The following is a 12,830-nucleotide window of genomic DNA, read 5'->3' as shown; positions in this document are numbered from 1 at the left end:
CGTACGTGTCGTTCACGGTGCGGGGCGGTGCGGATTCGTCCCCCCGGCGATCACTGCCGGCGGCCGCGCAGGATGGTGGTGTGCTCGTTGTGCGTATCGCGGAAGCGCTCGCGGGCGGCCTACTGGTCCTGGCCACCTGGTGGAGCGTTCTGGTCACCCTGGTGGTGCCGCGCGGCAAGACCACGATGATCACGAGGGCGCTCTTCCGCGGCATGCGCACGCCGTTCGTGCTGTTTGCCTCGCTGAGCCGGGACTACGGCCGGATCGACGCCGTGCTCGCCGCCCGCGCTCCGGTGACGTTGCTCGGCCTGTTGCTGGGTTGGTTGCTGTTGTTCCTGGTCGGATTCTCGCTGCTGTTCAGCGCGGCCGGCGCCGACGTGGCGGTGGCCCTGCGCGATGCCGGCTCGTCGCTGTTCACCCTCGGATTCGCGACCCCCACCACCGACCAGTTGGGGATCACCATCGCCGCCGCCGCGTCCGGGCTGATCGTCGTCGCACTGCAGATCGGCTATCTGCCCGCCCTGTACTCCTCCTACAACCGGCGCGAGACGCTCGTGACGGTGCTGGCCAGCCGGGCCGGGGTGCCCAGCTGGGGGCCGGAGGTGCTGGTGCGCCACCAGCTCGTCGGCATCATCGACAGTCTCGCCGGCCTGTACGCGCAGTGGGAGAACTTCGCCGCCGACGTGGCGGAGAGCCACACCAACTACCCGGTGCTGGTCTACTTCCGCTCGCCGCGTCCGCTGCGATCCTGGGTGATCGGGCTGCTCTCCGTCATGGACTCCGCAGCGCTGTACCTGGCGCTCGCCCCCGGCCGGGCGCCGAGCGAGGCCCGGCTGTGCCTGCGGATGGGCTACCGCTGTCTTCGGGAGATCGCGGGCACCCTGCGCATCCCCGTCGACGACGACCCGAAGCCTGATGACCCGCTGCAGCTGAGCCGGGAGGAGTTCGCGGACGCCGTCGCCTACATCCGGTCCAGCGGGTTCCCGGTCGAGCGGAGCGCGGCCGAGGCATGGCCCGACTTCCAGGGCTGGCGGGTCAACTACGAACGGGTGGCCATCGCCCTCGCCGAGCTCACCGACGCCCCGCCCGCGCTTTGGTCGGGAGGCCGGCGCCTGCGGACGCCACAGCTTCCGCCCAGCCGGCCCAGGGACCGCCGGCCGACCGACAAGGAGGGAAACCCGCTGCCGCTCCCCGGGGCGACGGCAAGGCCTTCGGGCACCCGGATGCGGCCCGGGCACCTTCCGACCGCGCCCGGCATGCTCCCGATTGACGGGCGACCGGTCCAGACCGGTCCATGACGTGTCGCCGTCGGGAGCCGTCAGGTCTTCAGAACCGCCCCTGCACCGCCTCGGTCGGGTCGCCCGGGCCCCGCTCTGTCCGACAGCCGCGGTCCCTTCTGACCAGCTCTGACGCCTGTTCGTCGGCGTCAGGTAGGCACGGATGGCCGGCCTCGCCTTCCCCTTGACAGGCGAGGTCGGCCGGGGGTGCAGGAGCTCGGGTCAGCGGGCGCGCAGACCGGCCAGCGCCGTGCTCCAGGCCACGACCTGGTCGAACACGACCCCGACCGCGTCGGCCTGGTACGGGCCGGGGGTGAACTGGTTGAAGTTGGTGAAGTCGGTGAACAGCGACAGCGCGACCTGGGCGCGGACGGTGGCGACCTGAAGCTCGGCCATGACCAGCCGCAGGTGCTCGACGGCGCGGGTGCCGCCGGCGCTGCCGTAGCTGACGAAGCCGGCGGCCTTGTTGTTCCACTCGGCGTAGAGGAAGTCGATGGCGTTCTTCAGCGCACCGGAGGTGGAGTGGTTGTACTCCGGGGTGACGAAGACGTAGCCGTCGAAAGAGGCGATCTTCTCCGCCCACGCCAGGGTGTGCGGCTTGGTGTACTGCCCCATCGACGGCGGTGCCGCCTCGTCGAGGTGGGGAAGGTGATAGTCCGCGATGTCGACGAGCTCGTAGTCGGCGTCGCTACGCTGCTTGGCGATGTCGAACACCCAGCGGGCGACGGCCTCCCCATTACGTCCGGGGCGAGTGCTGCCGAGGATGATCGCGATCCGGGTCATGACGTTCCTTGGGCTGGTCGAGAACTTCTCCTGAATTCCGCCGGGGCGGGCGGTGGCGATGGTCCGTACGTCGTGCCGGCGCACCCAGCCGTCCGCCCTGGTGGTCCTCGACAGCCTGGATGATCTCCGCGCGGGTGTTCATCACGAACGGGCCGTAGTGCGCGACGGGCTCGCGGATCGGCAGTCCGCCCAGCAGCAGCACATCGAGCGGTTCCGCCTCGGCGGCGCTAGCCCGCATGACGATCAACTCCATCTGTTGATGCGTCCACAATACGTCTATTTGATGACGCGTCAACATCGTCGGCTACGATGCGTCCTCGTGGACGAACCTCAGTGGCTCGACGAGCGGGAGGCGCACGTCTGGCAGGCCTATCTCGCGCTGCAGCGCAGGTTGCAGGCGGTGCTGGCGCGCCGGCTGGTGCGCGACGCCGGGCTCTCAGGGGCGGACTACCGGCTGCTGGTGCCGCTGTCCGAGACGCCGGGCGGCGCGCTGCGTGCGCGCGACCTCGGGTTGATGGTCGGCTGGGAACGCAGCCGGATCTCCCACCAGGTCCGCCGGATGGAGACTCGCGGTCTGCTCGTCCGCGAGGACTGCGCCGAGGACGCCCGAGGATCGATGGTGCGGCTCACCGAGGCCGGTCGGGCGGCCATCGTCGCCGCCGCACCCAAGCACGTGCAGGCGGTTCGTCGGTACTTCTTCGACGTCCTGTCGGAGGACGAGCTCGCCACCCTCGGCGATGTCTTCGAGCGCCTGCTCGACGGGCTCCCCGACGACGAGGTGTGAGGTGTCAGGGGATGGCCGGCGCCTTCAGAACCGCCCAGCCGAGGGCGTGCGCCACCCGGTCCTGCCGGCGGTGCATGCGGTCGTAGGCCTTCTGGTACTTACGACCCCCGAGGTGATCGAGCGGGTCGTAGTGCCGCCACACCCACTTCGCCGCCCACCACGCGGCGGCCCGGGTCCGGGTCACCAGGATGTCGGAGAGCAGGTTGCCCAGCTTGTCGACCGGGCTGCCGTCCTCGACCGCCTCGGTGAGGAACGCCTCGAAGCTCTCCCGCAGCTCGTCCATCTCCTCGGCGAAGATGTCGTTGACAGCGTCGTAGTCGCGGCGCCGATCGCGGTTCGGCGGGAACGTCTTCCAGGTCTCGAGGAGGGCGTAGGTCAGGTCGAAGTTGACGTGCGCGTTCACCCCGGCCGCGGCGAAGTTGACGTGCCGGATGCCCGCGGTGCGCCGCCGGTCGAACAGCACCCGCCAGGAACGCGGAGCGGTCGTCGGGTCGGTCTCCCAGGCGTGGATCGCGTTCAGGTACCGCCTGGCGAACTCCAGGTCGAGGAGGGTGAGGAACTCGGGGTCCCGGAAGGACCGTGCCGGCTTCCGGCCCTCCACGGTGTCGAGCACGTTCTGCGTGATGATCGTGTAGAGGCGCGAGAAGGCGGAGATCCCGTCCACCTCGGGCCGCACGATGTCGGCGGCGGACGCGTCCCTGATGCCGCTCAGGGCCGCGACCACCTCCTTGATCGACGTGACCTCCGTGCAGAACTCACGCAGGCTCCGCAGGCCCGTCCGATTCCCTGTCACCGTCCGCGCTCCCCTCGTCACCCCGCCTGGAGAGGAGAGCACGGACGGCGGCCCGGCGATACGGACCGCCGGCCCGGATCTCCGCGTCAATGGTGGCGCCGGTCGTTCAGCCCGGCTCGCAGCTGAGCGGACCACCCGATCGCCGGCCTTCGGACATCACCAGCCACTGTCCTCGTCGAGCGGGCCTATACGGCCCCGGGAGCTCTACGTGGGTGAGGTGGACGAGTCGGCCTGTAAGCCGGATTCTGTTCCCGGGCGCCTTGCGACGCACCGTTCGGCGACCATCCATCTAGGCCTGCCGTCGCCGGCAGGCTCCAGCGGCCTACCCGCAGGCTCGGGCGGGCAGCCCTCGAACGCCTGCGCAGCGTCCGTGCTGCCGTTGCCGGCAGCGGCGGACGCCTTTTGGCCTTGCTCCGGGTGGGGTTTACCGAGCCACCCCGGTCACCCGGGGTGCTGGTGGTCTCTTACACCACCGTTTCACCCTTACCCCGTGCTCGCGCACGGGGCGGTCTGTTCTCTGTGGCACTGTCCCGCGGGTCGCCCCGGGTTGCCGTTGACAACCACCCTGCCGTATGGAGTCCGGACTTTCCTCGGCGGTGGATCCCGTCGATCGCTCGACGGGGCACCGACGCGGCCGCCCGGCCGACTCGTCCAGCAGGAATTCTAGCGGTGGCCCCGGGGGGCGGGCGCACGGGCCTTCGCCCCGCGTTCCCGGCGCCCGGCGGGTTACGGTTCCCGCGTGATCGAGGCGTCGCCGTGGCAGCTGGTGTTCCTGATCGCCGCGGGGCTGGTCGCGGGCGCGGTCAACGCCGTCGCCGGCGGCGGCTCGCTGCTGGTGTTCCCGGCGCTGCTGGCGGTCGGGTTGCCGCCGCTGTCGGCGAACGTCACGAACTCGGTCGCGCAGTGGCCCGGCTACGTGGGGATCGTGGCCGGGGCGCGCACGGAGCTGCGGGGCCAGCGGCGGCGGATCCTGCTGACCTCCGCGGTCGCCGCCGTCGGGTCCGCGGTCGGGTGTGCACTACTGCTGGTCCTGCCCGGATCGGTGTTCGACGCCGTCGTGCCCGTCCTGGTCATCCTGGCCAGCATCATGATGGCGGTCGGCCCGTGGCTGAAGAAGCGGATCGGCAACCCGGAGCCGGAGGCGCCGGACCGGCTGCGCTGGCTGCTGCCCTCGGTGTTCCTGGCCGCGGTCTACGGCGGCTACTTCGGCGGCGCCCTGGGCGTCATCCTGGTCTCGACGCTGTCCCTGCTGGCCAACGACAAGCTCGTCCGCCTCAACGCGCTCAAGGGCCTGCTGTCGCTGGTCGTGGCCACGGTGACGGTCGTGATCTTCGCGATCGACGCACCCGTCGAGTGGAAGGCGGTCGCGATCCTGGCCCCCACGACACTGGTCGGCGGCTTCCTCGGTGCGAAGCTCGCGAGGAGGCTGCCGGAGAACGTGCTGCGCTGGGCGGTCGTGTTGCTGGGGATCGCGGTCGGCCTCTACCTGATCGTCTCCTGATGCACCTGGCGGTCGCGATCGCGCTGCTCGCGGTCGTCCTCGTCGTCGCGACCGTCCGGCCGAAGGGGCTGCCCGAGGCCGCGGCCGCGGTGCCGGCCGCGCTGCTCGTCGTCGGGCTGGGGGTGTTGCCGTGGCGGGACGCGCTGGCGGAGGTCGGCGAGCTCGGTCCGACCGTCGGGTTCCTGGCCGCGATCCTGCTGCTCGGCCGGCTGGCCGACGCCGAGGGAGTCTTCCGGTGGCTCGGCACCCGGCTCGCCCGGGCGTCGCGCGGGCGTCCGGACCGCCTCTTCGGGCTCGTCTTCACCGCGGCCACCGCGACGACCGTGGTGCTCAGCCTCGACGCCACGGTCGTCCTGCTCACCCCGGTCGTGCTCGCGACGACCACGCGGTTGCGGCTGCCCACCCGCCCGCACGCCTACGTCTGCGCGCACCTCGCCAACTCCGGGTCCCTGCTGCTGCCGATCTCCAACCTGACGAACCTGCTGGTCCTGAGCGCGTCCGGGCTGTCGTTCCTCGGCTTCGCCGGGCTGATGGCGCTGCCGTGGCTCGCCGCGCTCGCCGTCGAGTACCTGGTGCTGCGCCTGTTCTTCCGGGCGGACCTGCGGCGGGAACCCGAGACGGACGTCCGGGACGAGACCGTCCAGCCGCCGCGGTTCGCGCTGGCCGTGCTCGCGCTGACGCTCGTCGGGTTCGGGGTCTCGTCGCCGCTCGGGGTGGAGCCGGTGTGGGTCGCAGCGACGGGTGCCGTGGTGCTGGCGGCCCGGGCGCTGGCGCGGCGGGAGACGACACCGGCCGGGGTGGTCCACGGCGTCGCTCCCCTGTTCTGCGTCTTCGTGCTCGCCCTCGGTGTGGTGGTGGCCGCGGTCAGCGCGAACGGGTTGTCCGCGGGGCTCGCCGCGCTGCTGCCCGGGGAGGCGACGTTCGCCGGGCTGCTGGCCGTCGCGGGGATCGCGGCCGTGCTGGCGAACCTGGTCAACAACCTCCCCGCTGCGCTGGTCCTGCTGGCCGCGCTCGGCCCGGCCCCGCAGCCCGCACTGGTGCTCGCGGTGCTCATCGGGGTGAACATCGGGCCGAACCTCACCTACGTCGGCTCGCTCGCGACCCTGCTGTGGCGGCAGGTGCTGACCGAGCGCGCCGCTCCGCCCCGGTTGGCGCAGTTCACCGCCCTGGGCGCGCTGACCGTCCCGCTCGCGCTGGTCGCGGCGACCGCCGCGCTGTGGATCTCGGTGTGAGGTGGCGTCGCCCCTCGTGCGCGCAAGTCGTCGCCCGGCAACGCCTTCCCCTCACGACAGGGCCGCGGGCCCGTCAGGCCAGGTGGGAGGTGTCGTTGACCAGCCGGACCGAGGTTCCGCCGTCCGGGTAGAAGTCCGCGATCCCGATCGACGCGAGGTCCAGGTGCAGCCGGTGGAGGATCGAGGATCCCGCGGCCAGCGCCTCCTGCAGGATCAGCTTGATCGGCGTCACGTGGCTGACCACGACGACCGTCGCACCGGGGTACTCCGCGGTGATCTTGGCGCGCTCGGCCCTGACCCGCGCGCCGGCGGCGTCGAAGCTCTCGCCGTTCGGCGGCGCGACGTCCGTGGCGCCGAGCCAACGGCTGTGCAGCTCCGGATCCCGCTCGCGGGCCTCCAGGAACGTCAGGCCCTCCCAGTCCCCGAAGTCCGTCTCGATCAGGCCGTCCCTGACCTGGAGCGGGACCCCCGCCGCCTCGGCGACGGCCGCGGCGGTCTGCCGGGCGCGGCGCAGCGGCGACGTCAGGACCGCGGTGATCCCCTCCATCCCGGCCAGCCGCAGCGCGGCGGCCGCGGCCTGGGCCCGCCCGAGCTCGGCGAGCTCGGGGTCGCCGAGGCCGGAGTAGCGCCGGTCGACCGACAGCGCGGTCTGGCCGTGGCGGAGCAGGACCATCCGGGTCGGCCTGCCCGTCTGCCCCGTCCACGCCGCGGATGCGGAGGCCGTCACAGGGCGGCCTGGGCGTTCATCGCGCGGTTCGCCAACGCGTCGGCCCGCGCGTTGCGGGCCCGCGGGAACCACTCGTACGTCACCCTGCGCAGCTCCCGCGCCGACGACGCGGCCTCGGCGGCGAGCGGGCGCAGCATCGGGTGCTTGACCTGCCAGCGACCGGACATCTGCTCGACGACGAGCTTGGAGTCCATCCGGACCTCCACCTCGTCTGCGCCGAGCTCGATCGCCGCCCGGAGACCGGCGATCAGCCCGGCGTACTCGGCGACGTTGTTCGTCGTGACGCCCAGTCCGGCGGACCGCTCGGCGAGCACCTCGTCGGTGGCCGGGTCCAGCACGACGGCGCCGTACCCCGCGTTGCCGGGGTTCCCGCGCGAACCGCCGTCCGCCTCGACGATCACCTTCACAGACCCGACTCGGACGTCCGCACCAGGATCGCCCCGCACTCCTCGCAGTGGACGACGTCGTCCTTCTCCGCGGTCCGCAGGCGCCCCAGGAACGTCCGGTCCAGCTCCAGGCGGCAGGCCCCGCAGCGACGCTCGCGCAGCAGCCCGGCGCCGACCTTGCCCTGGTCCACGCGTTGGTGGTAGGCCACGACCAGGTCCTCGGGCAGGCCGGCGACGATCGCGTCGCGGTCCCGGCGGCGGCCCGCCTCCGCGGCGTCGATGTCCGCGATGGCGGTGTCCCGCCGCTCCGTCACCTCGGTCTGCCGCTGCTCGGCCTCGGCCAGGACGCGGCGCGCGTGGTCCAGGTCCATCCCCAGCGCCTCGCGCTGCTCCATGATCTCGAGCTGCTCGTCCTCGAGCACCCCCTGCCTGCGCGCGAGGGTGTCCAGCTCGTGCTGCAGGTCCGTGGCCTGCTTGGCCCCGATCCCGGAGCCCGCGAGCAGGGACCTGTCCTTCTCCGTGCGCGCCCGCACGCCCTCGACGTCCCGCTCGATCCGGCGGATGTCCCGGTCCAGGTCACCCGCGGCCGTCTCGGTCTCGACGAGCTTGTCCTTGCCCGCCCGGACCTGGGCCTCGGCCTCGGTCAGCTCGGCGTGTTCGGGCAGCGTCCGGCGCCGGTGGGCGAGCCGGGAGAAGCTCCGCGTCGGCCGCCGCCAGGTCCAGGAGCCGCTGTTGCGCGGCGGGGGTGGCCTTCACGAAGTCCTCCGTGCCGTTCGACGAGAGGTGATCACGCAGGCGTCCTTCCGGTGGTGCTCGAGCTCGTCGTGCCCAGGGTCCAGGGATCCGTCCGGAGCCGGGACACGTGGACGTCGACGCTACCCCCCAGCGCCGCGCGCACGACGCCCGCCGCCTGCTCGCACCACGGCCACTCCGACGCCCAGTGGGCGACGTCGACGAGCGCCGGGGTGGGCCGGTCCGGCAGGCTTCCCGCCAGCAGGTGCTCCGACGCCGGATGATGCCGCAGGTCCGCGGTCACGTAGACGTCGACGCCCGCCGCGACCGCCGAGGCGAGCGCCGAGTCCCCGGCCCCGCCGCACACCGCGACGCGCTGCACCGTCCGCTCCGGGTCCCCCGCCGCCCGCACGCCCCAGGCCGTCTCCGGCAGCGCGGCGGCCACCCGCTCGGTGAAGGCCGCGAGCGGTTGGGCCTCCGGCAGCGCGCCGACGCGGCCCAGCCCGAGCGACGACGGCAGCTCCGCCAGCTCGAACACGTCGAACGCCGGCTCCTCGTAGGGGTGCGCCGCCCGCAACGCCTCGATGACCGCGCGCCGCTTCCCGCGCGGCAACACCATCTCCAGCCGGGTCTCGGCCACCCGCTCCAGCTTGCCGACCTGCCCGATCGTCGGATCGGCGCCGGCGAGCGGGAGGAACTGGCCGGTCCCGGCCGAGGCGAAGGAGCAGTGACTGTAGTTCCCGATGCTGCCGGCACCCGCCGCCGAGAGGGCCTGGTGCACGGCGGTGATCGCCGGGCCGACCGGGACGAACGCGACGATCTTGTCCAGCGGCGGGACGGGGCGGGCTGCAGCGGGGCCTCGACGACCAGGCCGAGCGCCGCGGCCAGCGCGTCCGACACCCCCGGATCGGCGGAGTCCGCGTTGGTGTGGGCGGTGAACAGGCCGACGCCGCCGCGGATCAGCCGGTGCAGCAGGGCCCCCTTGGGGGTGTCCGCGCCGACGCCGTGGACGCCGCGCAGCAGCAGCGGATGGTGCGTGACCAGCAGCTGGGCGCCCGTGTCGAGGGCCTCGTCGACGGTCTCGGCGACGGCGTCGACGGCGAGGAGGACGCGGCTCACCGGCTCGGCGGGATCACCGCACACCAGGCCGACGGCGTCCCACTCCTGGGCGAGCGCGGGCGGGTAGGCGGCCTCCAGGGCCGCGGTGACGTCACCGAGCGTCGCGCCAGTCATACCGCTACTCCTACCAGCGCCCGTCCGAGGGCCCGGACCAGGCTCGCCACCTGCGCCGGGTCCCGGACCGCGATCCGGACGTGGTCCGGCCCCAGCCCGGGGAACGTGTCCCCGCGGCGCACGGCGATCCCGTCGTCCCGCAGCGACCTGCGGACCCGCTCGCCGGTGCCGGTGGGCAGCCGGACCAGCAGGTAGGGCGCCCGGCCGGGCAGCACGGTGACCCCCGGGATCGCGCCGAGCGCCGCCGCCTGTGTCCGCCGGAGGCCGACGAGGAGCTCCGCGGCCCGCGACGCCTCGGCCACCGCCGGGGGCTCCGAGCAGGCGATCACCGCCTCCAGCCCGAGCGTCCCGACCGGCCAGTGCGGGCGCGGGGCGGCGAGCCGTGCCAGCAGCCCCGGCTCCCCCAGCGCGTACCCGGCGCGCAGCCCGGCCAGCGCCCACGTCTTCGTCAGGGAGCGGAACACCAGCAGGCCCGGCACGTCCCGGGCCCCGGCGAGGCTCTCCGGTTCCCCTGGGATCGCGTCCTGGAACGCCTCGTCGACGACGAGCACCCGGCCGGGCCGGGCCAGCGACCGCAGGTCCGCGGCGGGGTGCAGCACCCCGGTGGGGTTGGTCGGGTTCCCGATCACGACCAGGTCGGCGTCCTCGGGGACGGCCCCCGGGTCCAGCCGGTGCCCGTCCGTGGGGTCGGTGAACACCCGGGTGACGTCCAGCCCGGCGTCCCGCAGCGCGGCCTCCGGCTCGGTGAACCCCGGGTGCACGACGACCGGGCGCCGCGGCCGCAGGGCCGGGAGCAGCGCGAACCCCTCCGCGCTGCCCGCCAGGACCAGGACCTCGGCCGGCTCCCGGCCGTGCCGGGCGGCCGCGGCCGCCCGGGCCCGGGCATCGTGGGCGGCCGACGGGTAGCGGGCCAGGTCGTCCAGCGCCGCGACGAGCCGGGCCCGCAGCCAGGCCGGGGGCGCCGTCCCCTGCACGTTCACGGCGAAGTCCAGGAGGGCAGCACCGACCTCCACGTCCCCGTGGTGACGGAGCGGGTCCGGGACGGGACGGGACGTGGCCCACCCGGCGTCGACCGCCGTGTTCTCGATCTCCTCGGCGGTCTCCGGATCTCCGTCCATGGTCGAGCACCCTACGGTGGCAGGGTGCATGTCAGTTTCGTCTGTACCGGGAACATCTGCCGTTCCCCCATGGCCGAGAAGGTGTTCGCCGCCGCCCTCGCCGAGGCCGGCCTCGGCGGTCGCGTGACCGTCTCCAGCGCGGGCACGGGCGGCTGGCACGTGGGCGAGCCGATGGACGAGCGGGCCGCCAAGACGTTGCGGGCCCACGGGTACGACGACGCGCACGTGGCCCGGCAGGTGGACTCCGGGATCCTGTCCGCGGACCTGCTGGTCGCGCTGGACACCGGGCACCTCCGCAGCCTGCGCAGCAACGTCCCGGAGCCGGAGCGGGTGCGGCTGCTGCGCTCCTTCGATCCGGCGTCCGCCGACGACGCGGAGGTCCCGGACCCGTACTACGGCGGGCCGGACGGGTTCGACGAGGTGCTGGCGATGATCGAGGCGGCAATGCCGGGGCTGCTGGAGCAGGTCGAGAAGGGCCTGTGAGCAGGGCGTCCGACGCCGCGGCCCGGCTGCTCGGCACCGGCGCCCGGGGCGGTGACGCCCGGGGCGGTGGCGGGCCGGTCGACCGCGTCGAGCTCGACGACGGGCGCAGCGTGGTGGTGAAGCGGGGCCCGTCGGTCCGCGCCGAGGCCGCGGGCCTGAGCTGGCTGCGGGTCGAGGGCGGGCCGGCCGTGCCGGAGGTCCTGGCCGTGGACGACGAGTGGCTGGTCAGCACCGAGGTGCCGGCCGGGCGCCCGACGTGGGAGACCGCCGTCGAGTTCGGGATCCGGCTGGGCACCCTGCACGCCGCAGGCGCGGACGCGTTCGGGTCCCCGCCCCCGGGCGGACCCACCGAGGCGTGGATCGGCGGCACCGGGATGCGCAACCAGCCCCGGCCGAGCTGGCCGGAGTGGTACGCCGAGCAGCGGATCCTGCCGTACGTGCGGCGCGCGAAAGGCCTGGACACGGGCCCGTTCGACCAGGTACTGGCCCGGCTCCCCGAGCTCGCGGGCCCGGCGGAGCCGCCTGCCCGGCTGCACGGCGACCTCTGGTCCGGCAACGTGCTCTGGGCCCCGGACGGCGCGTGGATCATCGACCCGGCCGCGCACGGCGGGCACCGCGAGACGGACCTCGCGATGCTGGCGCTGTTCGGCTGCCCGCACCTCGACGCGGTGCTCGGCGCCTACGACGACACCGCCCCGCTGGCCGACGGCTGGCAGGAGCGGGTGCCGCTGCACCAGCTGTTCCCGCTGCTCGTGCACACGGTGCTGTTCGGCGGCGGATACACCGCGCAGGCGGCCGAGGCGGCCCGGCGGGCGCTCGCGGCGTGAGCCCTCAGCGCCAGTCGTCGAGGACGTAGGATTCCGGGCGGTCATAGCCCGCCGCGTTCCCGTGGTGCATGGTCACGCCCGCGACGTCCGTGCGGAACCCGGCCTCGCCGAGGTGGCGGTAGGCGTCGTGACGGGCGGTGTTGACCCCCACGACCAGCAGCCGCGCGCCGACCGCCGCCGCGTGCCCGCGGCAGGACCGGACCAGCGCGGCGAACGCGTGGTGGTCCCCCGGACGCGCCGCGCCGAACTTCACATAGGCCTTGCCGGCACCGGCCTCGGTGCCCGGGCCGTCGTGACAGATCGCGAAGGCGTCCGGACGGGCCGGGTCTCCGACGAGCACGACGTCGCCCAGCTGCTGCGCCTGCAGCGCGGCGATCTCCGCGGTCAGGTCGAGCCCGGGGTGCACCGCCTCGGCGAGCTCCGCGCAGGCCGCGAGGGCCGCCCGCCCGTCCGCCTGCGCGGAGAGCACGGACCACCCTGTGCCCCGCGGCAGTCCGGCCGGGATCTCGCTGGACATCAACGCCGTCAGGAACCGCGGCCAGTACCCGAAGTGCTGGTAGAGGGCGTGGTGGCGGGGGCTGTGGGCGAAGGTGAACAGGCCCCGGTGGGTGACGCCCCAGCCGTCCAGGATCCCGCCGACGGCGCCGAGCAGCCGCGACCCGATGCCGCGGCCCCACAGGGCCGGCTCAACGGACAGCGGGCCGACGAAGCCGACGCTCCCCCAGCGCGTCACCAGCGCCGAGCCGACGAGCACGCCGCTCAGGAACGCGCCGATGCCGCGGACGTGCCCGGCGGCGAGCCGGGTGCCCAACGGGTCCGTGTCGCCGAGCGTGTCCTCGCCGAGCATCGCCCCGAACGCGTCCCGCAACACCCGGTTCGCGGCCCCGAGATCACCGCGCTCCAGTGGACGGAGGTCGACGTGCATGATCGAGAGGATGCACCCTCGGCCCCGTC

General features: G+C 73.8%; 13 protein-coding genes, 1 other RNA gene and 2 pseudogenes. 6 read left to right on the top strand and 10 right to left on the bottom strand.

The genetic code is table 11. The features are described from left to right. Nucleotides 1–80: 80 nt before the first annotated feature. Nucleotides 81–1,298 carry a hypothetical protein gene (locus tag WBK50_RS12635; RefSeq protein WP_341335786.1) on the top strand — a complete coding sequence of 406 codons (1,218 nt, stop codon included), beginning with the start codon at nucleotides 81–83 and terminating at the stop codon, nucleotides 1,296–1,298. Between the two features lie 201 nt (nucleotides 1,299–1,499). Here the strand turns inward: WBK50_RS12635 and WBK50_RS12630 are convergent, their stop codons facing one another. Both WBK50_RS12630 and WBK50_RS12625 read right to left on the bottom strand, forming a co-directional pair. Continuing rightward, nucleotides 1,500–2,060 carry an NADPH-dependent FMN reductase gene (locus WBK50_RS12630; RefSeq protein WP_341335785.1) on the bottom strand — a complete coding sequence of 187 codons (561 nt, stop codon included), beginning with the start codon at nucleotides 2,058–2,060 and terminating at the stop codon, nucleotides 1,500–1,502. Continuing rightward, on the bottom strand, nucleotides 2,014–2,358 hold the full coding sequence (locus WBK50_RS12625; RefSeq protein WP_341335784.1) for a pirin-like C-terminal cupin domain-containing protein: 345 nt from the start codon (nucleotides 2,356–2,358) through the stop codon (nucleotides 2,014–2,016). The genes WBK50_RS12630 and WBK50_RS12625 overlap by 47 nt, the downstream gene beginning before the upstream one ends. A 21-nt stretch (nucleotides 2,359–2,379) precedes the next feature. On the opposite strand from WBK50_RS12625, the gene WBK50_RS12620 reads away from it, so the two are divergent. Beyond that, nucleotides 2,380–2,844, top strand: coding sequence for a MarR family winged helix-turn-helix transcriptional regulator (locus tag WBK50_RS12620; protein ID WP_341335783.1), 465 nt, complete (start codon nucleotides 2,380–2,382; stop codon nucleotides 2,842–2,844). Between the two features lie 4 nt (nucleotides 2,845–2,848). Here the strand turns inward: WBK50_RS12620 and WBK50_RS12615 are convergent, their stop codons facing one another. Both WBK50_RS12615 and rnpB read right to left on the bottom strand, forming a co-directional pair. Then, complete coding sequence (locus WBK50_RS12615) at nucleotides 2,849–3,637, bottom strand: DUF5995 family protein (RefSeq protein WP_341335782.1); 789 nt, start codon at nucleotides 3,635–3,637, stop codon at nucleotides 2,849–2,851. 218 nt (nucleotides 3,638–3,855) lie between these two features. Beyond that, nucleotides 3,856–4,287, bottom strand: an RNA gene (gene rnpB, locus WBK50_RS12610) — RNase P RNA component class A. An 89-nt stretch (nucleotides 4,288–4,376) separates the two neighbouring features. Here rnpB and WBK50_RS12605 point away from each other — a divergent pair. Together WBK50_RS12605 and WBK50_RS12600 are read left to right on the top strand one after the other, a co-directional pair. Continuing rightward, nucleotides 4,377–5,138, top strand: a complete 762-nt coding sequence (locus WBK50_RS12605) for a sulfite exporter TauE/SafE family protein (protein WP_341335781.1) — start codon at nucleotides 4,377–4,379, stop codon at nucleotides 5,136–5,138. After that, nucleotides 5,138–6,370, top strand: coding sequence for an SLC13 family permease (locus tag WBK50_RS12600; RefSeq protein WP_341335780.1), 1,233 nt, complete (start codon nucleotides 5,138–5,140; stop codon nucleotides 6,368–6,370). The genes WBK50_RS12605 and WBK50_RS12600 overlap by 1 nt, the downstream gene beginning before the upstream one ends. 73 nt (nucleotides 6,371–6,443) lie before the next feature. Here the strand turns inward: WBK50_RS12600 and WBK50_RS12595 are convergent. The 5 genes and pseudogenes from WBK50_RS12595 to cobC all read right to left on the bottom strand — a co-directional run bounded on the left by WBK50_RS12595 (nucleotide 6,444) and on the right by cobC (nucleotide 10,566). Then, nucleotides 6,444–7,498 (bottom strand): annotated as a pseudogene (locus tag WBK50_RS12595) (histidine phosphatase family protein). 2 nt (nucleotides 7,499–7,500) lie between these two features. Then, nucleotides 7,501–8,130, bottom strand: a complete 630-nt coding sequence (locus tag WBK50_RS12590) for a zinc ribbon domain-containing protein (protein WP_445942352.1) — start codon at nucleotides 8,128–8,130, stop codon at nucleotides 7,501–7,503. 140 nt (nucleotides 8,131–8,270) lie between these two features. Further along, the gene (locus tag WBK50_RS12585; RefSeq protein ID WP_341335778.1) at nucleotides 8,271–8,996 is read right to left on the bottom strand and encodes a Nif3-like dinuclear metal center hexameric protein; all 726 of its coding nucleotides are present in this window, start codon (nucleotides 8,994–8,996) and stop codon (nucleotides 8,271–8,273) included. A gap of 62 nt (nucleotides 8,997–9,058) precedes the next feature. After that, nucleotides 9,059–9,448: pseudogene (locus tag WBK50_RS12580) on the bottom strand (Nif3-like dinuclear metal center hexameric protein); the annotation flags it as partial. Then, entirely contained in the window at nucleotides 9,445–10,566 is a 1,122-nt protein-coding gene (cobC, locus tag WBK50_RS12575; RefSeq protein WP_341335777.1) for an Rv2231c family pyridoxal phosphate-dependent protein CobC, read from the bottom strand. The pseudogene WBK50_RS12580 and the gene cobC, both read right to left, overlap by 4 nt. A gap of 69 nt (nucleotides 10,567–10,635) precedes the next feature. On the opposite strand from cobC, the gene WBK50_RS12570 reads away from it, so the two are divergent. Further along, complete coding sequence (locus tag WBK50_RS12570) at nucleotides 10,636–11,049, top strand: low molecular weight protein-tyrosine-phosphatase (RefSeq protein WP_445942248.1); 414 nt, start codon at nucleotides 10,636–10,638, stop codon at nucleotides 11,047–11,049. Continuing rightward, a complete protein-coding gene (locus tag WBK50_RS12565; protein ID WP_341335775.1) occupies nucleotides 11,046–11,876 on the top strand; it encodes a fructosamine kinase family protein in 831 nt (276 codons plus the stop codon). The genes WBK50_RS12570 and WBK50_RS12565 overlap by 4 nt, the downstream gene beginning before the upstream one ends. A gap of 4 nt (nucleotides 11,877–11,880) precedes the next feature. Here WBK50_RS12565 and WBK50_RS12560 read toward each other — a convergent pair whose 3' ends face one another. Then, a complete protein-coding gene (locus WBK50_RS12560) occupies nucleotides 11,881–12,801 on the bottom strand; it encodes a GNAT family N-acetyltransferase (RefSeq protein ID WP_341335774.1) in 921 nt (306 codons plus the stop codon). Nucleotides 12,802–12,830 lie beyond the last annotated feature (29 nt).

Source organism: Pseudonocardia sp. T1-2H (genome assembly GCF_038039215.1).
In the GTDB taxonomy this organism is placed as follows: domain Bacteria; phylum Actinomycetota; class Actinomycetes; order Mycobacteriales; family Pseudonocardiaceae; genus Pseudonocardia.
This window is presented reverse-complemented; position numbering and strand designations above follow the sequence as displayed.